Here is a 19,099-nt window from a genome sequence, read left to right as displayed (position 1 = left end):
GTACAGATATCCGGTCCACCCGCTGATCGTAGGCCGAGGGCGTCAGCGGGCGAGCGCGGCGACACCCGCCTGCGCGTACTTCTCGTCGAGTGCGCCGCTGGGCGCCCCCGCGACGCCGATGCCCGCGACGGGCGCGCCGTCGACGGCGACCGGGACGCCGCCGCCGAGGAAGAGGGTGCCGGGGATGTCCTTCAGGTTCGGCGCGTTCTCCAGGCGCTCGACCAGCTCGGAGGTGGGCGCGTTCCAGGAGACGGCGGTGAACGCCTTGCGCTCGGCCGACTCGTACGACTGCGGGCCCGCGCCGTCGCCGCGTACGACGGTGATCGTGTTGCCGTTGCGGTCGACGACGGCGACCGTGACGCGCTGGTTGTCCTCGGCGGCGGCCTTCAGGACGGCCTGGGCGGCGCGGGTCGCGGCGGCGGCGGTGAGGTGGCTGGTGCGGTGGACGTCGCGGCCCGACACGTCGGCGGTGGCGGCCGGCTTCTGGGGCGCGGCGGCGGGCTGGGCGGCGTTCGCGGACAGGGCGCCGAAGGTGCCGGCGGAGAGCGCGGCGGCGGCGACGGCACCGGTCAGGACACGGGCGCGCAGGGACATCTTCTTCACGTGCTTCACGGCTTGCTCCTCGGGTCGGTGTGGGGGCGCTGTTCTGCTCCCTGACTCGATACTGCGGCCGTGACCTGCGGTTTCGCGTCGCCGGACGGGTCGACCAGGGGGTCGGCCGATCGGTTGATGCCGGATGGCCCGGGCGGGCGGAGGATGGGGGCGTGTCACATGAGGAAGCGCAGGAGCAGGAACAAGGGCAGGGCCAGGAGCACGACCCGGGCCAGGAGCAGGAGCCGGGCCAGGAGCACGAGCAGGACGCACGGTGGCTGGCGCGGGTCATGCACGCCGCGTTCTTCGTGCTGCTCGCCGCGTCGCTGGCCCGGTTCCTGCTGCGCCACCCGTGGGCGGACCTGGGCGGCTGGGTCGTCGCCCTGTCGGGCGCGCTGGCGGTCCTGTACGTCCTGGAGCCCGCCCTCCTCGAACCCCGGGCGGCGCGGAGGCGGCTGGTGTGGCTGGCGGCCGTGGTGGCCGTGTGGACGGTCCTCGTGGTCCTGGCGCCGAGCTTCGCGCTCTGCGCCGTACCGCTGCTGTACACCGGGCTGCGGACGCTGCGGCCGCGCGCCGCGCTGGTGCTGGTGGCGGTGCTCGCCGTGTTCGTGGTGGCCGCGCTGCAGAAGCTCGCGGACGGCGGCGTCGACCCGGTGCTGCTGGCCGCGCCGCCCGCCGTGGCGGCCATCGCGACGGCCGTGTTCGTGCACGCCCAGCGGCAGGCCGACCGCCAGCGGGCGCTCATCGGCGACCTGATCCGCACCCGCCGCGAACTGGCGGCGACCGAGCGGCGCGAGGGCACCCTCGCGGAGCGGCAGCGGCTGTCCATGGAGATCCACGACACGCTGGCCCAGGGCCTGTCGAGCCAGCGGATGCTGCTCCAGGCCGCCGAGCGCACCTGGGACGGCGACCCGGCGACGGCCCGCCGCCACGTCCGTACGGCCGCGTCGATCGCGGAGCACAACCTGGCCGAGGCCCGCCGCTTCGTCCACGACCTGGCCCCCGCCGACCTGGCGTCGGGCGGCGACCTCGCGCAGGCGCTGGCCGCGCTGGCGGCCCGCGAGACCGCGCCGGGCCTGGAGGTGCGGTTCCACGCGGAGGACGCGGGGCACGCGGGGGACGCGGAGGGCGCGGAGGGCGCGGCCGGTACGAGCGCCCCGCTCCCGGACCCGGTGGCGTCGGCGCTGCTGCGGATCGCGCAGGGCGCCCTGGCGAACGTACGGGAGCACGCCGGGGCCACCCGGGCCGCGCTCACGCTCACGCGCCTGGACGACCAGGTCGTGCTGGACGTCGCGGACGACGGCCGCGGCTTCGCCCCGGAGGCCGCCAGGGGCCGCCGCGCCTCGGGCGGCGGACGCGGCCACGGCCTCCCGGCGATGCGCGCCCGGCTCGCGCACCTGGGCGGCACCCTGACCGTCGAGTCGGCACCCGGCGAGGGCACGGTGCTGTCGGCCGCGATCCCCCTGAACCCGCAGGACCCGCAGGACCCGCACGCCCCACAGGACCCGCACGACCCACAGGACCCGCTGGACCCGCGCCCGCACCAGGAGCGACGCCGATGACCGTACGGATCCTCCTCTGCGACGACCACGCCGTCGTACGCGCCGGCCTGCTGGCGCTGCTCGGCAGCGAACCCGACTTCGAGGTGGCCGGTGAGGCCGGCGGCGGCGAGGAGGCCGTCGCCATGGCGGCCAAGCTGCGCCCCGACGTCGTCCTGATGGACCTCCAGCTCGGCCCGGGCATCGACGGCGTGGAGGCCACGCGCCGGATCGCCGCCTCCGGGGTGCGGGTGCTGGTCCTCACCACGTACGACACGGACGCCGACATCACCCGCGCCATCGACGCGGGCGCCACCGGCTACCTGCTGAAGGCGGAGCGCCCCGAGGAGCTGTTCGCCGCCGTCCGCGCCGCGGCCCAGGGCCGCACCGCCCTGTCCGCCCCGGTCGCGGGCCGCGTCATGGACCGGATGCGCGGCGCGGCGGCCCCGGCCCTGACCGCCCGCGAACGCGACATCCTCGGCCAGCTCGCCCGTGGCCTCGGCAACCGCGAGATCGCCCGCGCCCTCTTCATCAGCGAGGCCACGGTCAAGACCCACCTGGGCCGCATCTACACCAAACTCGGCGTGGACACCCGCGCGGGCGCGGTCGCGGTGGCGAAGGAACAACGCCTCCTGCCCTGACGCCGGGTCCGGCCGGGGCGGGCGGGCGGCGCGGGACGTGACACCATCGCGTACGTGCTCGACATCGGCTACTCGCTCTCCCGCCGCTTCCCCGACCCGCCGCAGACGGACTACCGCCGTGCTGACGTCCACGCGCTCCGCCACGACCTGTTCTGCGGGGACGTCTACCTGGCCGACACCGAGACCGACCGCGAGCTGTCCACAGCCTGGGGATGGGTGCCGGTGCTCGACTTCGCGTGGGCGCTGTGCGACATCGTCGAGCGGCTGGACCGCGACCCGCGCGGCAGCCGCGCGGCGCAACCGCAGTACGCGGAGCTGGACTTCACGGAGTCGACGGACCGGATGCTGTTCGAGCGCCGCTTCGGCTGGGTCGACGTCGAGGCCGACTGGATGCCGGGCGACGAGCCGCCGCTCACGTTCGGCCACAGCGTGCTGCGCCGCGAGGCCCGGGACTTCCTGCACGACCTGATCGCGGACCTCACGGACATGCACGAGGGCCTGGCGGACAACCCGGTGATCTGGGACCTCCAGGCCCGTTTCCCGCGCGTCCCCTGAACCCGGGCCCGCAGGGCTTGACCTCAACCAAACTTGAGGCCGAAGGCTGCCCTTCGTACGAAGCGACCGAAACGAACGAAGCGACAGCCACCGAACAGGAGACCGCAGCCATGCACGCGATCCGCCTCCACGCCTTCGGCCCCGCCGAGAACCTCACGTACGAGGAGACCCCCGACCCCGTCCCGGCACCCGGCCAGGTGCGGATCGCCGTCGCGGCCGCCGGGGTCCACCTCCTGGACACCGCCCTGCGCGAGGGCATGACCGGCCCCGCCCCCGCACCCGCCGCACTCCCCACCGTTCCCGGCCGCGAGGTCGCCGGCACCGTCGACGCGCTCGGCGAGGGCACCGACCCGGCGTGGCTCGGCCGGCGGGTCGTCGCCCACCTCGGCTTCGCGCCCGGAGGCTACGCCGAACTGGCCGTCACGGACGCGGCCAGGCTTCACGCCATCCCGCCGGGCCTCGACGCGGCCGAGGCCGTCGCCATGATCGGCACCGGCCGCACGACCCTGGGCATCGTCCAGTTCACCGAACTGACCCCCGCCGACCTCGTCGTCGTCCCGGCCGCGGCCGGCGGCATCGGCACCCTCCTCGTCCAGTACGCGAAGAACGCCGGCGCCACCGTCATCGGCCTGGCGGGCGGCCCCCGCAAGACGTCCCTCGTCCGCGCCAACGGCGCCGACACGGCCATCGACTACACCCGCCCCGACTGGCCGGCCGAGGCGAGGGCGTTCCTCGGCGACCGGAAGGCGACGGTCGTGTACGACTCCGTGGGCGGCGACACGGGCCGCGCGGCCGTCGGCCTCCTCGGCCCGGGTGGCCGGCACATCGTCTTCGGCTGGTCCAGCCGCGGCCTCCACGACGGCGAGCCGCTCACCTTCACGCCCGCCGAACTCACCGCCCGCGGCATCACGTCCGAACAGGTGCTCGGCCCGGTCATGCTCCAGAAGGCGGGCGGCGACATCCGCACCCTGGAGACCCGCGCCCTCGCCGAAGCCGCCGCCGGACGACTCCGCCCCGCCGTCCGGCGCTTCGCGCTCTCGGAGGCGGCGGAGGCCCACCGCGCCCTGGAGAACCGGCGCACGACGGGCAAGGTGGTCCTGATCCCGTAGTAACGTCCCCCGCCATGGACACGATCAACGGCGGTATCTCGTTCTGGTACGCGCAGGAGGGCATCCCCGTGCCCCGCGAGCCGCTTCCCGGCGACGCCACCGCCGACGTCTGCATCGTCGGAGGCGGCTACACGGGCCTCTGGACCGCGTACTACCTCAAGAAGGCCGTCCCGTTCCTCAACATCGTCGTCCTGGAGGCCCGCTTCTGCGGCTACGGCGCCTCCGGCCGCAACGGCGGCTGGCTCTACAACGGCATCGCCGGCCGCGCCCGCTACGCCCGCCGGCACGGCCACGAGGCCGCCGTACGCCTCCAGCAGGCCATGAACGACACCGTCGCCGAGGTCGTCAGGGTCGCCGCCGACGAGGACATCGACGCGGACATCCACCAGGGCGGCGTCCTCGAAGTCGCCTACAACCCCGCCCAGTTGGCCCGCCTGAAGGACTTCCACACCGTCGAGCTGGCCTTCGGCGAGAAGGACCGCGAGCTGTACGGAGCCCGCGAGACCGCCGAACGCGTCCGCCTGCACGGCGCCGTCGGCTCCTCCTGGACCCCGCACGGCGCCCGCATCCAGCCGGCCAAGCTCGTCAAGTCCCTCGCGGCCAAGGTCGAGTCGCTGGGCGTACGGATCCACGAGAACACCCCGGTCACGGAGATCCGGGCGAAGCACGCCGTCACCCCGTACGGCACCGTCCGCGCCCCGTACGTCCTGCGCTGCACCGAGGGCTTCACGGCATCCCTGAAGTCCCACCGCCGCACCTGGCTCCCCATGAACAGCTCCATGCTGGTCACCGAGCCGCTCCCCGCGTCCCTCTGGGCCGAACTGGGCTGGGAGAACCGCGAGACCCTCGGCGACATGGCGCACGCCTACATGTACGCCCAGCGCACCGCCGACGACCGCATCGCGCTCGGCGGCCGCGGCGTCCCGTACCGCTTCGGCTCCAGGACCGACACCGACGGCCGCACGGACGAGGCGACCCTCCGCGGCCTCCGCGAGATCCTCACCCGCCTGTTCCCCCAGCTCGCCGGCGCGCGCGTCACCCACACCTGGTCCGGCGTGCTCGGCGTCCCCCGCGACTGGTGCGCCACGGTCACCCTCGACCGCTCCACCGGCCTGGGCTGGGCCGGCGGCTACGTCGGCTCGGGCGTCGCCACCGCCAACCTCGCCGCCCGCACCCTCCGCGACCTCATCCAGCAGGACTCCGGCCAGTCGGGCCCCACCGACCTGACGACGCTCCCCTGGGTCAACCACAAGGTCCGCACCTGGGAACCCGAACCCCTCCGCTGGCTGGGCGTCCACACCCTGTACGCCGCCTACCGCCACGCCGACCGCCAGGAAGCCACCGCCCACACCCCCACCACCCCCCGCCTGGCCACCCTCGCCGACCGCATCTCAGGCCGCCGCTGACCGGCACCGAAGGCCCCGGACACGGGGAGCACGAGCTGGGCGCGGCCGTTGGGGGCGGGTCATCGTCTCCACGTCATCGGCACCGAACAGTCCCCGATGTGCGTGCTCCTCAGGTCTCGTCGACGGAGGCGGACTTGACGTGAGCGGGGTGTCCGTCGGCCGGCAGGTCCGCGTCGGTGCTGCCCCGGTCCTGGGTGTCAGCACCCGCGATCCGGTTCGGCAGCCTCGCCGCGACGACGACCGCCACCAGGGCGAGAACGGCCACGACCCCGAAGGCCAGCTTCATCCCGCTCACCTGTGCCGGCACCGCCTCGGCGCCGTCGGCGACGAGCCGGCTGGTGCGCGCGGACATCACGGTGACCACGAGCGCGGTCCCGAACGCCGCCGCGACCTGCTGCAGCGTCCCGAGTATCGAGCTGCCGTGGGAGTACAGGTGCGGCGGAAGCCCGCCCATGCCGAGCGTGAAGCACGGAGTGAACGTCGCCGCGAGGCTGACCATCAGCAGCGCGTGCAGCCCGAGGATCAGCCAGTACGGCATCGTCATCGAGACCTGGGTGAACCCGGCGAGGCCGACCGCCATGCCGATCGAGCCGGGCAGCACGAGCGGCCGGCTGCCGAACCGGTCGAACGCCTTCCCGATGGTCGGCCCCAGCAGACCCATGAGCAGGCCGCCCGGCATGACCAGCATCCCGGTCTCCAGCGGGCTGAGCCCGCGCAGGTTCTGCAGGTACAGCGGCAGCAGGATCATCGCGCCCATCATCGCCAGGAACCCGATGGACATGAGGGCCAGGGACAGGGTGTAGGTGCGGTGCCGGAGGGCGCGCAGGTCCATCAGAGGGACACCGCCGCGCTGCAGCCTCAGCTGGCGGAACACGAACAGCCCGATGGCCGCGACCCCGGCGGTCGTGATGCCGACACCTGTGCCGACCCCGCCGTGGCCCTCGCCGAAGAGGCTCAGTCCGTACACCAGGCCGCCGAAGCCGAGCGCCGCCACTCCGACGCTGAGCCAGTCGATGGAACTCACCTGCGGGTCGCCGATGTTCTCCATCTTGCGCAGCCCGAGGACGGTCACGAGAGCCGCGATCGGCAGGACGACCGCGAACAGCAGCCGCCAGGAGCCGGCCTGCAGGATCAGCCCGGACACGGCGGGCCCGAGCGCGGGCGCCACCGAGATCGCCAGGGTGACGTTGCCCATCACCCGGCCGCGGTCCTGCTCGGGCACCACGACCATCAACGTGGTCATCAGCAGCGGCATCATCACGGCCGTGCCCGCGGCCTGCACGATCCGGCCCAGCAGCAGCACTTCGAAGAACGGCGCGACGGCGGACAGGGCGGTCCCTGCGAGGAACACGCCCATGGCTATCGCGAAGGCCTGGCGGGTGGTGACCCGCTGAAGGAACCAGCCGGTGACCGGAATCACAGCCGCCATGGTGAGCATGAACGCGGTGGACACCCACTGCGCCGACTGCTCGGTGATCCTCAGCGAGTCCATCAACCGCGGGATGGCGTTGATCATGATGGTCTCGTTGAGGATCACGACGAACGTGGCCAGCACCAGCAGCCGGACCACCGCCGGTGTGCGGCCCGCCTTCCCGGTCGGCCGTTCTTGCATCGCAACTGACATGACAGCACCTCGCTGGGGGTTCCTGGTCACAGTCGCCTCACAGCCAGGGGCGGTCGGCGTGGACGTGGGTGGCAACACCGGTAAGGACCGGCACGCACGGCAGAAGTCATCGGTCGGCGCGAGTCTTCCGCATCGTTGGGCAGATCTGTACGAATTTTCATCTGCTTACGGAGAGCAACCGCCGGAAGTACCCAGGACCTGAATGCCGAAGGCCCCCAGCCATGATCGGTTGGGGGCCTTCGCGCCGGAGCCCCCTGTCGGGTTCGAACCGACGACCCCCGCTTTACAAGAGCGGTGCTCTGGCCAGCTGAGCTAAGGAGGCAGCCGGGCCAGTGTAACCGGACCCGCCGCTCGCCCGGTCGAAAATTTCGCCGCACGGGAAGTGCTGACACGGGCCGTCCCGCCGGGTAGCGTCACGTGGAGTTCACTCACGTGGACTAGACCTGAACATCCTTCCTTTACTCGGATCGTCCGGCACGTTCCTGCCGGTGAAGGGACACATCACCATGGCTTCTGTCACCTTTGACAAGGCGACCCGGCTCTACCCGGGTGGCACCAAGCCCGCCGTCGACCAGCTCGAGATCGAGATCGCCGACGGCGAGTTCCTCGTCCTCGTCGGCCCCTCCGGCTGCGGCAAGTCGACCTCCCTCCGTATGCTCGCCGGCCTGGAGGACGTCAACGGCGGCGCCATCCGGATCGGTGAGCGCGACGTCACGCACCTGCCGCCGAAGGACCGGGACATCGCCATGGTGTTCCAGAACTACGCGCTCTACCCGCACATGACCGTCGCCGACAACATGGGCTTCGCCCTCAAGATCGCCGGCGTGAACAAGGCGGAGATCCGCAAGAAGGTCGAGGAGGCGGCGAAGATCCTCGACCTCACCGAGTACCTGGACCGCAAGCCGAAGGCCCTCTCCGGCGGTCAGCGCCAGCGCGTCGCCATGGGCCGCGCCATCGTCCGCGAGCCGCAGGTCTTCCTCATGGACGAGCCGCTGTCGAACCTCGACGCCAAGCTGCGTGTGTCCACCCGTACGCAGATCGCCTCGCTCCAGCGCCGCCTCGGCATCACCACCGTGTACGTCACGCACGACCAGGTCGAGGCCCTGACGATGGGCGACCGGGTCGCGGTCCTCAAGGACGGTCTGCTGCAGCAGGTCGACACACCCCGCAACATGTACGACCGTCCCGCGAACCTCTTCGTCGCCGGCTTCATCGGCTCCCCCGCCATGAACCTGGTCGAGGTCCCGATCGCCGACGGCGGCGTGAAGTTCGGCAACAGCGTCGTGCCCGTGTCCCGCGAGGCCCTCAGCGCCGCCGCCGACAAGGGCGACACCACCGTCACGGTCGGCGTCCGCCCCGAGCACTTCGACGTCGTCGAGCTCGGCGGCGCCGAGGGCGCCCAGTCGCTGTCCAAGGACTCGTCCGAGCCCGCCGGCCTGGCCGTCGCCGTGAACGTCGTCGAGGAACTCGGCGCCGACGGCTACGTCTACGGCTCCGCCCACGTCGGCGGCGAGCTCAAGGACCTCGTCGTCCGCGTCGGCGGCCGCGCCATCCCGGCGAAGGGCTCCGAGCTGCACGTCGTCCCGCTCCCGGGCGAGATGCACGTCTTCTCGACCTCCACCGGCGAGCGCCTCAGCGACTGACGCCGGCGAGCGGCACCGCACACCGCACCACCACGACGGCCCCGCGTCCACCGACGCGGGGCCGTTCGCGCTGCGTGATCTTGAGGCCAGGCAAATACCCCGGCAGACCAGTCAATTCGACTCCCGTTCGTCAACACACCAGGCGAAAAGGAGCAGAGAACCCTCCCTCGTGAGGGTGACTAAATGTCTCCAAATCTTCACTGAGCGCTACGCTCGCCTCCGTGACTCAGACAGCACGCCGCATCGGCCGTTCTCTCGCCCTCGTCCTGCCCGTCGTCCTGGTGCTCTCCGGAACGCTCGCGGTCACCACGGTGCCGTGGGCCGGCCAGCACTCGGACGCCCGACTGCTCACCGCGGCCGCGGAGGCGGAGAGCGTCGCGGTGCAGGCCAAGCCCCGCGCCGCCCACGACGTCCTGCGCGACCGCCTCATCGCCGAGATGAAGGAGTCCGACCCGGGCGCCGCCCTCACGCACCTCCAGCGCGCCGTCGAGGACAGCCCGTCGCTCGCCAAGTACTGCATGTCGATCGCCCGCGACCTCGGCGCCGCCGCGGTACGCCACTACGGACCCGCCCGCGCCCAGGCGTACTCGCGCCCGGTCTGCGACACGTCCTTCGCCGGCGGCGTCGCCAGCGCCGCGGGCTGACCGGCCCACCGGCCCACCGGCGCAACCCGCATCGCCCGTGCCCGACACGCACGCACCCCCGACCCAAGCCGTGGTCCTGGCGGGCGGCCAGGGCTCACGCCTCCGCCCGTACACCGACGACCGCCCCAAGCCGATGGTCGAGATCCCGGGAACCGGGACCCCGATCATCGGCCATCAGCTGTCCTGGCTGGCCGCGGAGGGCGTCACCGACGCCGTCGTCTCCTGCGGCCACCTCGCCCGCGTCCTCCAGGAGTGGCTGTCCACCGCCCGGCCCCCGCTCCGCGTCACCACCGTCGTCGAGGACGAACCCCTGGGCCGCGGCGGCGGCCTCAAGTACGCCGCCGCCCGCCTCCCGCACCCCGACGCGCCCTGGTACGCCACCAACGGCGACATCTGGACCCGTTTCTCGCTGCGCGAGATGGCCGCGTTCCACGCCGAACGCGACGCCACCGCCACACTCGCCCTCGCCCGCCCCCGTATCCCCTGGGGCGCCGTCGAGACGGACGCCTTCGGGCACATCACCGACTTCATCGAGGCGCCACCGTCCCCGTATCTGATCAACGCGGGCGTGTACGTCTTCTCGGCCGCCTTCACGGCCCTCCTGCCCGAGCGCGGCGACCACGAGCGCACCACGTTCCCGAGGCTCGCCCGCGAACGCCGCCTGGCCGGCTACCCGATCCCGCAGGGCGCGTACTGGCGCGCCATCGACACGGCGAAGGACCTCACCGAGGCCGCCAGGGAACTGGCCGCGTACGGCGGCTAGCGGGGCGCCCGGCGAGGCGGCGTCTACGAGGCGGCTCGTACGGCCCTCAGCGGCGCCGCGGCTGTGCCCGTACGTGCATCCGCTCCCCCTGGCTGCCGAACAGGCTCAGGATCTCCACCGGCCCGTCCCCGGCGCTCCCGAACCAGTGCGGCAGCCGTGTGTCGAACTCGGCGACCTCGCCCGGCCCGAGCACCAGATCGTGGTCCGCCAGCACCAGCCGCAGCCGCCCCGACAGCACGTACAGCCACTCGTAGCCCTCGTGGGTACGGGGGTCCGGGACCGTCCGGGACGGCGGCAGCACCATCTTGTACGTCTGGAGGGGCCCGGGGCTCCGGGTCAGCGGCACCGCCGTCGTACCGTTCTTCCCCTTCACCGGCTTCAGCCGCACGCGCGGGTCCCCGACCTCCGGGGCGCCCACGAGCTCGTCCAGGGGCACCTGGTGGGCCTTCGACAGCGGCAGCAGCAGTTCCAGGCTCGGGCGCCGCTGCCCGGTCTCCAGGCGCGACAGGGTGCTGCGGGAGATCCCGGTGGCCTCGGACAGCGCCGCCAGGGTCACACCGCGCCGGGTACGCAGCTCCTTGAGCCGCGGGCCCACCTCGGCCAGGGCCCGCGCGATGTCGGGTGTGTCGTCGTCCACAGCCCCATTGGAGACCGCAGGGCACCGGACCGGCAACGGACGTTGCCGTTTCCGGGACGGACCAGGGTCTCCGCGACGCGACGCGGCGCACCCCCGCGGCGGGTCACCGCGGGGGCGCGTCGGGAGGGGCCGGGCGTCAGCCCAGGAGGCCGCCGATGGGGTTGCGGGGGCCGGACGACGAGCCGCTGTCGTCGTCGGAGCCGCCGGAGCCGCTGTCGTCGCCGGTGCCGCTGGACGTGGGGCCCGCGCTGGTCGTCGGCGGCGGCTCGGGCGCGGACTCCTGCGGGGAGTCCTGGCCGACGCCCTGCGTGGCGGTCGGCCGCTGCTCCTCGATGCGGCCGCTCTCACGGACCGTCTCGCTCGGCCCGCCGTCCTGGCCGGCCGTGGGGCCCGCGTCGGCCGACTGGGACGCCTCGGGCGACGTGGAGGCGGACTCGGACGGCCGCGGCTCCTCGGACGCCTCCTGCGACGGGGAGCCCTCCTCGCTGGGCTCCTCGGGGAGGGGGCGGCCCGGGAGGTGGTTCGTCGGGTCGTCGTTCGGCCCCGGCACGGTGATCAGGTCGGAGGACCGTACGGCTCCGCCCAGCACCGAGCCGATGAGGAGCGTCAGCCCGACCACGACGGCCGCGACGACGGCACCGCGCCGCAGCACACGGCGGCGCAGCGCCCACAGGGCGGAGCGCGGGCCGAGCGTCCGCCAGGCCTCGCCGGCAAGGCGGCCGTCGATGGAGTAGACGGGCGCCCCGGCGATGATCAGCGGGGACCAGGCGGCCAGGTAGATGATGTCGGGCGCGTCGTACACCGGCATCGCGCGCCAGCTCACCGTCAGCAGCAGCGCCGCCGACAGTCCAGCGCCGAACACGGCGGCGACCCGCTGCCAGAGCCCGAGCACCGTGAGGACACCCACGATGACCTGGGCGAACGCCACGGTCAGCCCGGCGCTCACGGGGTGGGCGAGCGCGAAGTCGCGCAGCGGCTCGGCGAGCGGCCACGGGTTCAGCGACGTCAGCCACTTGACCATGGAGCCGCGCTCGCCGCCGTCGAAGTAGACGGGGTCGCAGAGCTTGCCCAGGCCGGCGTAGATGGAGATGAACCCGAGGAACACGCGCAGCGGGAGCAGCACGACGCCGAGGTTCATGCGGCGGCCGGGGTAGTAGGCGTGCTTCTGGTCGGCGGCGCTGTCGCCGCCGCCCTGGCCGTCCTGGCCGTACGCCGTGTCGCGTCCGTCGTCCTCGTCGTCGTAGAGGTCGTCGGCGTCGGGCGTGTCGTACGCGCCCTCCGCGCGGCGCATCGGCGGCAGCAGCGGAGACCCGGAACTGTGCGGGCCGCGCGGGCCGCCGACGACGGGCGTGGGCCGCGTGTCGTCGTCGGTGAGGCCGATCCGCGGGATGACCTGCGTGGCGCCCGCGTCCGCGGCCGCGAGGGCGTCGAGCGTGGCCGAGTCGCGCACGGCCTGGAGGAGGCCCGTCGCACCGGGGTCGCCGGGCGAGGACTTGCCGCTCCACACGACGGGCGCCCGGCGCCGGGCGGCACCCGGCGCCGCACCGCTCATGACGGGCACGCGGGTGGTGTCGGCGAAGCGGGGCTTCTGGACCGGGTTGAGCTGTACCCGGAAACTGGCGTGGTTCACGATGACCTGCGCGGGGTCACTGTTCACCTTGACCATGCTCAGCGCAGGCTGATCATCGAACCCGGGCCGGGGCGTTCTGGTGTCCACACTCATCTAACCGAGTGATGGGCGTTTAGGACACTGCCTTGACGGCCCGGAAATGTCCGAGACCCGTCAAGATCATGACGGGTCTCGGAATGCCCTGCCGGGCGAGGCTCAGGCGCGGCGCCGGGCCGCCTCGTACAGGACCACGCCCGCCGCGACGCCGGCGTTCAGCGACTCCGCGCCGCCCGGCATCGGGATGCTCACGCGGACGTCGCACGTCTCGCCGACGAGGCGGGACAGGCCCTTGCCCTCGCTGCCGACGACGATGACGACCGGGCCGGCCAGCGCCTCCAGCTCGTCCAGCACCGCGTCACCGTCGGCGGCGAGGCCGACGACCGTGATGCCGGCCTTCTTGTACGCCTCCAGCGCGCGCGTGAGGTTGGTGGCGCGCGCGACGGGCGTGCGCGCCGCCGTGCCCGCCGACGTCTTCCACGCGCCCGCGGTCATCCCGGCCGCGCGCCGCTCGGGCACGACCACGCCGTGGCCGCCGAACGCCGAAACGGAGCGGACGATCGCGCCGAGGTTGCGCGGGTCGGTGACCCCGTCGAGGGCGACGATCAGCGGGTCCTCGCCCTCGTCGTACGCGGCGGCCGCCAGGTCCTCGGGGTGCGCGTACTCGTACGGCGGGACCTGGAGGACCAGGCCCTGGTGGTTGAGGCCGTTCGTCATGCGGTCGAGCTCGGCGCGCGGCGCCTCCATCAGGTGGATGCCGCCGCGCTCGGCGGCGAGCTGGAGCGCCTCGCGGACCCGCTCGTCGTTGTCGATGAACTGCTGCACGTACAGCGTGGTGGCGGGCACGCCGTCGCGCAGCGCCTCGAACACCGGGTTGCGGCCGACGACCATCTCGGACTGGCCCTTGCCGCCGCGCCGGGCGACGGGCCGGCGCGCGGCCTGCTTGGCCTTGGCGTTGGCGACCCGGTTCTTCACATGGCCCTTGCGCGCCGAGGCGGGCGGCGTGGGGCCCTTGCCTTCCAGTCCGCGGCGTCGCTTGCCACCGCTGCCGACCGTCGCGCCCTTCTTGTTGCTGGTGCGGCGGTTCCTGCGCTGGCTGTTACCGGCCATGACCTACCTGTCTCCGTCAAACTTCACAGTCGTACCTACGTCGGTGTGCCGCCCGGCCGGACGCGGAGGCGAAGGCCGGGCGGCACACTCAAGAGTGCGTCAGCGGGCGCCGAGCGTCCAGCGAGGTCCGTCGGGGCTGTCCTCGATGACGAGCCCGGACTGCCCGAGCTGGTCGCGGAGCGCGTCCGCGGTGGCCCAGTCCTTGCGGGCGCGGGCCGCCTCGCGCTGGTCGAGGACCATGCGTACGAGGCTGTCGACGACGCCGTGCAGGTCCTGGCCGCGGTCCTGCTCGCCCGCCCAGTGCGGGTCGAGCGGGTCGAGGCCGAGGACGCCGAGCATGGCGCGGACCTCGGCGAGGCGGTCGACGGCCGCGTCCTTGTCGTCGGCCGCCAGGGCGCTGTTGCCCTGCCGGACCGTGTTGTGGACGATCGCCAGGGCCTGCGGGACGCCGAGGTCGTCGTCCATGGCCTCCGCGAACGCCGCGGGCACCTCGGCGGCGGGCTCGACCTGCCCGGCCTTCTCCACCACACGCTGGATGAAGCCCTCGACGCGCGAGAACGCGGCGTCCGCCTCGCGCAGGGCCTCCTCGCTGTACTCGATCATCGACCGGTAGTGCGGGGTGCCGAGGTAGTAGCGCAGGACGATCGGCCGCCAGTGCTTGACCATCTCGGAGACGAGGACGGAGTTGCCGAGCGACTTCGACATCTTCTCGCCGCTCATGGTGACCCACGCGTTGTGCACCCAGTAGCGGGCGAACTCGTCGCCGTACGCCTTGGCCTGCGCGATCTCGTTCTCGTGGTGCGGGAAGACCAGGTCGAGGCCGCCGCCGTGGATGTCGAAGGCCTCGCCCAGGTACTTGTGCGCCATGGCCGAGCACTCCAGGTGCCAGCCTGGCCGGCCGCGGCCCCACGGGGTCTCCCAGGACGGCTCGCCGGACTTGGCGGCCTTCCACATGGCGAAGTCGCGCGGGTCGCGCTTGCCGGTCTCGCCCTCGCCGGACGGCTGGCGCAGCTCGTCCAGGTCCTGCCGGGACAGCTCCAGGTACCGGGGGAAGGAGCGCACGTCGAAGTAGACGTTGCCGTCGGCCTCGTAGGCGTGGCCGCGCTCGATGAGCCCCCGCATCATCTCGACCATCTCGGTGACGTGGCCGGTGGCGCGGGGCTCGTACGTCGGCGGGAGGCAGCCCAGTGCCCGGTAGCCGTCGTTGAACGCGCGCTCGTTCTCGTACCCGATCGACCACCACGGGCGGCCCTGGTCGGCGGCCTTCGCGATGATCTTGTCGTCGATGTCGGTGACGTTGCGGACGAACGTCACGTCGTAGCCGCGGTAGGCGAACCAGCGGCGCATGATGTCGAAGTTCAGTCCGGACCTGATGTGCCCGATGTGCGGGGCGGCCTGCACGGTGGCGCCACACAGGTAGATCGAGACACAGCCCGGACGGAGCGGGGTGAAGTCGCGGATCTGCCGGGCGCTGGTGTCGTACAGCCGAATAGTCACGCCACAAGAGTAGTAGCCCCGGGCGGGTGCGGGACGCGCCCCGGCTCCCCTGCGGCACCGCCGCTCCGGGGTCACGGGGCGCGGGGCCGGCTCCGGAGCGCGGAGCCGGTCAGCGCGGAGCCGGTTACGGGGCGCGGAGGACCAGCGCGGTGGCGATGGCGGCCAGGCCTTCCGCGCGGCCCGTGAGGCCGAGGCCGTCGGTGGTCGTGCCGGACACGGCCACCGGCGCGCCCGCCGCGTCGCTCAGGGCGCGCTGCGCCTCCGCGCGGCGCTTGCCGATCTTCGGGCGGACGCCGATGACCTGGACGGCGATGTTGCCGATCTCGTACCCCTCGGCCCGGACGATCCGGGCCGCCTCCGCGAGGAGCGTGACGCCCGATGCGCCGGACCACTCGGGGCGGCTGGTGCCGAAGTGGGCGCCGAGGTCGCCGAGCCCAGCGGCGGAGAACAGCGCGTCGCACGCCGCGTGCGCGGCGACGTCGCCGTCGGAGTGGCCCGCCAGGCCGTACCCGTCGCTTTCGGAGCCCTCCCACAGCAGGCCCGCGCACCACAGTTCGCGGCCCTTCTCGAAGGCGTGGACGTCCGTGCCGATGCCCACCAGGGGGATGGGGCTAGAAGCCATCGGTGACCCTCCGTCGTGCCAGGACCGCCTCCGCCAGGACCAGGTCCAGCGGACGGGTGACCTTGAACGCCTCCTCGTGGCCGGGGACGGCCACCACCTGGAGGCCGAGCTGTTCGACCATGCTCGCGTCGTCGGTGACGTTGTCGGTGACCTCGCTGTGGGCGCGGACCAGCGTCGCGCGGTCGAACCCCTGCGGGGTCTGTACGGCGCGCAGCCGGGCCCGCTCGGGCGTGCCGAGCACCGGCTCGGGGGCGCCGTCGGCTGTGGGCTCGACCTCCTTGACGGTGTCGGCCACCGGCACGGCCGGGACAACGGCGGGCGCGCCTCCGTCCCGTACGGCCTCGATGACGGCGTCGACCGTCTCGACGGGCACGAGCGGCCGGGCCGCGTCGTGGACCAGGACCGTCGTGACGTCGTCCGGCAGCGCGTCGAGGCCGCAGCGTACGGACTCCTGGCGGCTGGCGCCGCCGGGCACGACGCGGACCTCGGTGCGCTCGGGCGCCGGGTACTCGTCGAGCAGCGACTTCACGCCGTCGACGCCGTCCGGCGGCGCGACCACGACGACCAGGGACACGGACCGCGACGCGGACAGGGCGCGCACCGCGTGGATCAGCATGGGGATGCCGCCCAGGGTGCGGAGCGCCTTGGGGGCGCCCGGCCCGAGCCGTACGCCGCGGCCCGCCGCGGGGATGACCGCGGCGGTACGGGCAGGACGTGCTGCGTCTGTCATCGGTTGCACTCCGGCAGGTTTGTTGACTCGGCCGACATGGGTATGGCCACAAGGGCCGACGGCGACGCCCTGACCGGACCCTTCCGTGACACCGGTCGGGCGAGCGCGCCGGCCCGCGAACGAGACCGGGAGTGCGGGTCCGCGGGTCCGTACGGGGCCGTCCGAACATGCCGCAGCGCCCGGCGACGATGCTGTGGAGTCACAGCATGTCATCGGGCACCGCGGCAGCGATCACTGCATTCACATGTGCGCGTCACATATGTGTGTGCGTGTGGCCGTGGTCCTGGTGGCTCAGGACCGGTGACCGGTGGCTCAGGAGGCGAGGACCTCGTCGAGCAGGGCCTCGGCCTTGTCCTCGTTGGTGTTCTCGGCGAGCGCGAGCTCGCTCACCAGGATCTGACGCGCCTTCGCGAGCATGCGCTTCTCTCCGGCGGAGAGACCGCGCTCGCGCTCACGGCGCCACAGGTCGCGCACGACCTCGGCGACCTTGATGACGTCGCCGGACGCGAGCTTCTCGAGATTTGCCTTGTAACGACGGGACCAGTTGGTCGGCTCCTCGGCGTAGGGTGCACGGAGCACCTCGAAGACCCGGTCCAGCCCGTCCTGACCGACCACATCGCGCACACCGACGAACTCTGCGTTGTCCGCGGGTACACGTACCGTCAAGTCGCCCTGGGCGACCTTGAGCACCAAGTAGGTCTTGTCCACGCCTTTGATCTGACGAGTTTCGATGGCCTCGATCAGCGCGGCCCCGTGATGGGGATAGACCACGGTGTCGCCAACCTTGAACGTCATGTGACAGGTACCCCTTCCGTGGCTATCCAGGGTAACACGAGAACGGCTTCTTCTGAATGGCGTTTTCGCAGGTCAGGGCATATCTCGGGGCTTGACAACAGCGACGGGGACGTGCTGCGGAGGGCTTCCGGAAGGGGGTATTCGCAGGTCGGAGCGGCTCTGTGCGCGGTCGGAAACGGGTCCGCTACGCGCGTCCGGAGGGTCGCTGGAGAGGTGAAATGTCCTGGTTTGCCGGGTTCCAAGGCGTCCAGTTCCCGTACTCCGTTCGGCTGTCGGTCACTCGCACGGACGGAAGCCGCGGAAGTTTCCCGAATTGATCACGCGTGGCTTTTCCGTAAGGAATGCGTGGCGGCCGGGGAATTGATCAAGGCGGATAAGTGAACGGCGAACAGAACGCCTCCGGGGCGGGCCGCGCGGAGCGGGTGGGAGCGGGGTGGGGAGCGCGGCGGAGAGCGTGCGGGGGGCGGGTGGTGAGCGTGCGGGGCGCCGCTGGGGCGGGTCGGGTGCGGGGCGGGGAGGCGGGGTCGGTAACCTGAGCCCGCTGACTGCCCCTTCAGACCCGGTCCTGTCGGGTCCGGTCGAGGGACGGTCGCACCGTTGCACCGAGAGACCGACCGTGCCCGTCCAGTAGTCCGTACGTCCTAGGAGTTGCCGCCGCCGTGAGCCGCAGCCTTCGACGCGGCGCCATCGCCGCCACCGCCCTTGTGATCTCGCTCGCCTCGCTCACCGCCTGCGGGGCAGGCAACGACGCGCAGACCCTCGGCGTCAGGCCGGACAACGCAGCCGTCAGCGTCGGCACCATCAAGATCCAGAACGCCGTCGTGATCACGCAGCCCGAGGCCGGCGCCGAAGGCCCCGCCACGGTGAGCGCCACCGTCTTCAACAACGGCGACAAGAACGAGGTCCTGGAGGGCATCACGCTGCCGGGCGCCGACGGCACGGTGAAGCTCACCGCCGCCGGGGGCTCGGGGCCGGTCACCGTGCCCGCGGGCGGCTCGATCATCATCGGCGGCAAGGGCAACCCCGCCGCCGTGATCGAGAACGGCCACGAGGCCACCGAGCTCGGCGGGGCGCAGCCCGTCGCGTTCCAGTTCAGCCGTACGGGTGAGGTCAAGCTGGAGGCCTTCGTCGTCCCGGCGACCAGCTACTACCAGGAGTACGGCCCCTCCGGCGCGCCGTCCCCGGCGGGCTCGCCGACGGCCTCCCCGACGGATGCCGCGTCGCCGGACGCGTCGCCGGACGCCACGGGCGAGGCCTCGCCGGGCGCGACGCCGGGCGGCTCCCCGGAGGCCGAGGCCACGGCGACCGAGACCCCGGCCGCCGGCCACTGAGCCGTACGCCCCGCGCACACGCACAGCCGAAGGGCGCCGCACCGAACTTCTTCGGTGCGGCGCCCTTCGCCGTACGTACGGTGAGGCCCGCGGCCCAGGGCGGGCCTACGCCCCACGGACCCGCGGACTACGGCTCGAACTTGTAGCCCAGGCCCCGGACCGTCACCAGGTAGCGCGGGGCGCCCGGGTCCGGTTCG

At 72.9% G+C, this 19,099-nt stretch carries 18 protein-coding genes and 1 tRNA gene; 9 read left to right on the top strand and 10 right to left on the bottom strand.

Annotated elements, in window-relative coordinates; translation table 11 throughout:
* Window positions 1-42: 42 nt before the first annotated feature.
* Window positions 43-603 carry a heme-binding protein gene (locus HTZ82_RS18955; protein ID WP_175410607.1) on the bottom strand — a complete coding sequence of 187 codons (561 nt, stop codon included), beginning with the start codon at window positions 601-603 and terminating at the stop codon, window positions 43-45.
* A gap of 278 nt (window positions 604-881) precedes the next feature.
* Here HTZ82_RS18955 and HTZ82_RS18950 point away from each other — a divergent pair, with 278 nt between their 5' ends.
* The 5 genes from HTZ82_RS18950 (at window position 882) to HTZ82_RS18930 (ending at window position 5,840) form a co-directional block, all read left to right on the top strand.
* Entirely contained in the window at window positions 882-2,153 is a 1,272-nt protein-coding gene (locus tag HTZ82_RS18950; RefSeq protein ID WP_175410606.1) for a sensor histidine kinase, read from the top strand.
* The gene (locus HTZ82_RS18945; RefSeq protein WP_175410605.1) at window positions 2,150-2,770 is read left to right on the top strand and encodes a response regulator transcription factor; all 621 of its coding nucleotides are present in this window, start codon (window positions 2,150-2,152) and stop codon (window positions 2,768-2,770) included. The genes HTZ82_RS18950 and HTZ82_RS18945 overlap by 4 nt, the downstream gene beginning before the upstream one ends.
* A gap of 54 nt (window positions 2,771-2,824) precedes the next feature.
* Window positions 2,825-3,325 (top strand): hypothetical protein, encoded by a 501-nt coding sequence (locus HTZ82_RS18940; RefSeq protein WP_175410604.1) that lies wholly within the window; start codon window positions 2,825-2,827, stop codon window positions 3,323-3,325.
* A 110-nt stretch (window positions 3,326-3,435) separates the two neighbouring features.
* Window positions 3,436-4,434, top strand: coding sequence for a zinc-binding dehydrogenase (locus HTZ82_RS18935; RefSeq protein WP_175410603.1), 999 nt, complete (start codon window positions 3,436-3,438; stop codon window positions 4,432-4,434).
* A 14-nt stretch (window positions 4,435-4,448) separates the two neighbouring features.
* Window positions 4,449-5,840 (top strand): FAD-binding oxidoreductase, encoded by a 1,392-nt coding sequence (locus HTZ82_RS18930; protein WP_175410602.1) that lies wholly within the window; start codon window positions 4,449-4,451, stop codon window positions 5,838-5,840.
* A gap of 109 nt (window positions 5,841-5,949) precedes the next feature.
* Here HTZ82_RS18930 and HTZ82_RS18925 read toward each other — a convergent pair whose 3' ends face one another.
* Together HTZ82_RS18925 and HTZ82_RS18920 are read right to left on the bottom strand one after the other, a co-directional pair.
* A complete protein-coding gene (locus HTZ82_RS18925) occupies window positions 5,950-7,464 on the bottom strand; it encodes an MDR family MFS transporter (RefSeq protein WP_175410601.1) in 1,515 nt (504 codons plus the stop codon).
* 248 nt (window positions 7,465-7,712) lie between these two features.
* Window positions 7,713-7,786 (bottom strand) — tRNA-Thr (locus HTZ82_RS18920).
* Window positions 7,787-7,970: 184 nt separating this feature from the next.
* Here HTZ82_RS18920 and HTZ82_RS18915 point away from each other — a divergent pair.
* From HTZ82_RS18915 to HTZ82_RS18905, 3 genes are all read left to right on the top strand, one after another.
* The gene (locus HTZ82_RS18915; protein WP_175410600.1) at window positions 7,971-9,107 is read left to right on the top strand and encodes an ABC transporter ATP-binding protein; all 1,137 of its coding nucleotides are present in this window, start codon (window positions 7,971-7,973) and stop codon (window positions 9,105-9,107) included.
* Window positions 9,108-9,328: 221 nt separating this feature from the next.
* Complete coding sequence (locus HTZ82_RS18910) at window positions 9,329-9,751, top strand: hypothetical protein (RefSeq protein ID WP_175410599.1); 423 nt, start codon at window positions 9,329-9,331, stop codon at window positions 9,749-9,751.
* A gap of 37 nt (window positions 9,752-9,788) precedes the next feature.
* The gene (locus HTZ82_RS18905; RefSeq protein ID WP_175410598.1) at window positions 9,789-10,514 is read left to right on the top strand and encodes a nucleotidyltransferase family protein; all 726 of its coding nucleotides are present in this window, start codon (window positions 9,789-9,791) and stop codon (window positions 10,512-10,514) included.
* 46 nt (window positions 10,515-10,560) lie between these two features.
* On the opposite strand, the gene HTZ82_RS18900 is transcribed toward HTZ82_RS18905, so the two are convergent.
* The 7 genes from HTZ82_RS18900 to HTZ82_RS18870 form a co-directional block, all read right to left on the bottom strand.
* Window positions 10,561-11,151, bottom strand: a complete 591-nt coding sequence (locus HTZ82_RS18900; protein WP_309235559.1) for an XRE family transcriptional regulator — start codon at window positions 11,149-11,151, stop codon at window positions 10,561-10,563.
* A gap of 136 nt (window positions 11,152-11,287) precedes the next feature.
* Window positions 11,288-12,874: a DoxX family membrane protein gene (locus HTZ82_RS18895; RefSeq protein ID WP_175410596.1), complete on the bottom strand. Its 1,587-nt coding sequence runs from the start codon at window positions 12,872-12,874 to the stop codon at window positions 11,288-11,290.
* A 102-nt stretch (window positions 12,875-12,976) separates the two neighbouring features.
* The gene (rlmB, locus tag HTZ82_RS18890) at window positions 12,977-13,927 is read right to left on the bottom strand and encodes a 23S rRNA (guanosine(2251)-2'-O)-methyltransferase RlmB (protein WP_175410595.1); all 951 of its coding nucleotides are present in this window, start codon (window positions 13,925-13,927) and stop codon (window positions 12,977-12,979) included.
* Window positions 13,928-14,026: 99 nt separating this feature from the next.
* The gene (cysS, locus tag HTZ82_RS18885; RefSeq protein ID WP_175410594.1) at window positions 14,027-15,424 is read right to left on the bottom strand and encodes a cysteine--tRNA ligase; all 1,398 of its coding nucleotides are present in this window, start codon (window positions 15,422-15,424) and stop codon (window positions 14,027-14,029) included.
* Window positions 15,425-15,548: 124 nt separating this feature from the next.
* The gene (gene ispF / locus HTZ82_RS18880) at window positions 15,549-16,046 is read right to left on the bottom strand and encodes a 2-C-methyl-D-erythritol 2,4-cyclodiphosphate synthase (RefSeq protein ID WP_175410593.1); all 498 of its coding nucleotides are present in this window, start codon (window positions 16,044-16,046) and stop codon (window positions 15,549-15,551) included.
* Window positions 16,036-16,776 carry a 2-C-methyl-D-erythritol 4-phosphate cytidylyltransferase gene (gene ispD / locus HTZ82_RS18875; RefSeq protein WP_175410592.1) on the bottom strand — a complete coding sequence of 247 codons (741 nt, stop codon included), beginning with the start codon at window positions 16,774-16,776 and terminating at the stop codon, window positions 16,036-16,038. Before ispD ends, ispF begins: the two co-directional genes overlap by 11 nt.
* 312 nt (window positions 16,777-17,088) lie before the next feature.
* Entirely contained in the window at window positions 17,089-17,571 is a 483-nt protein-coding gene (locus tag HTZ82_RS18870; protein ID WP_003953493.1) for a CarD family transcriptional regulator, read from the bottom strand.
* 659 nt (window positions 17,572-18,230) lie between these two features.
* On the opposite strand from HTZ82_RS18870, the gene HTZ82_RS18865 reads away from it, so the two are divergent.
* Entirely contained in the window at window positions 18,231-18,902 is a 672-nt protein-coding gene (locus HTZ82_RS18865; protein ID WP_175410591.1) for a DUF461 domain-containing protein, read from the top strand.
* The last annotated feature ends 197 nt before the right edge of the window (window positions 18,903-19,099 follow it).

Origin of the sequence: Streptomyces sp. TRM64462 (genome assembly GCF_013362995.1) — a bacterium.
In the GTDB taxonomy this organism is placed as follows: Bacteria; Actinomycetota; Actinomycetes; order Streptomycetales; family Streptomycetaceae; genus Streptomyces.
This window is presented reverse-complemented; position numbering and strand designations above follow the sequence as displayed.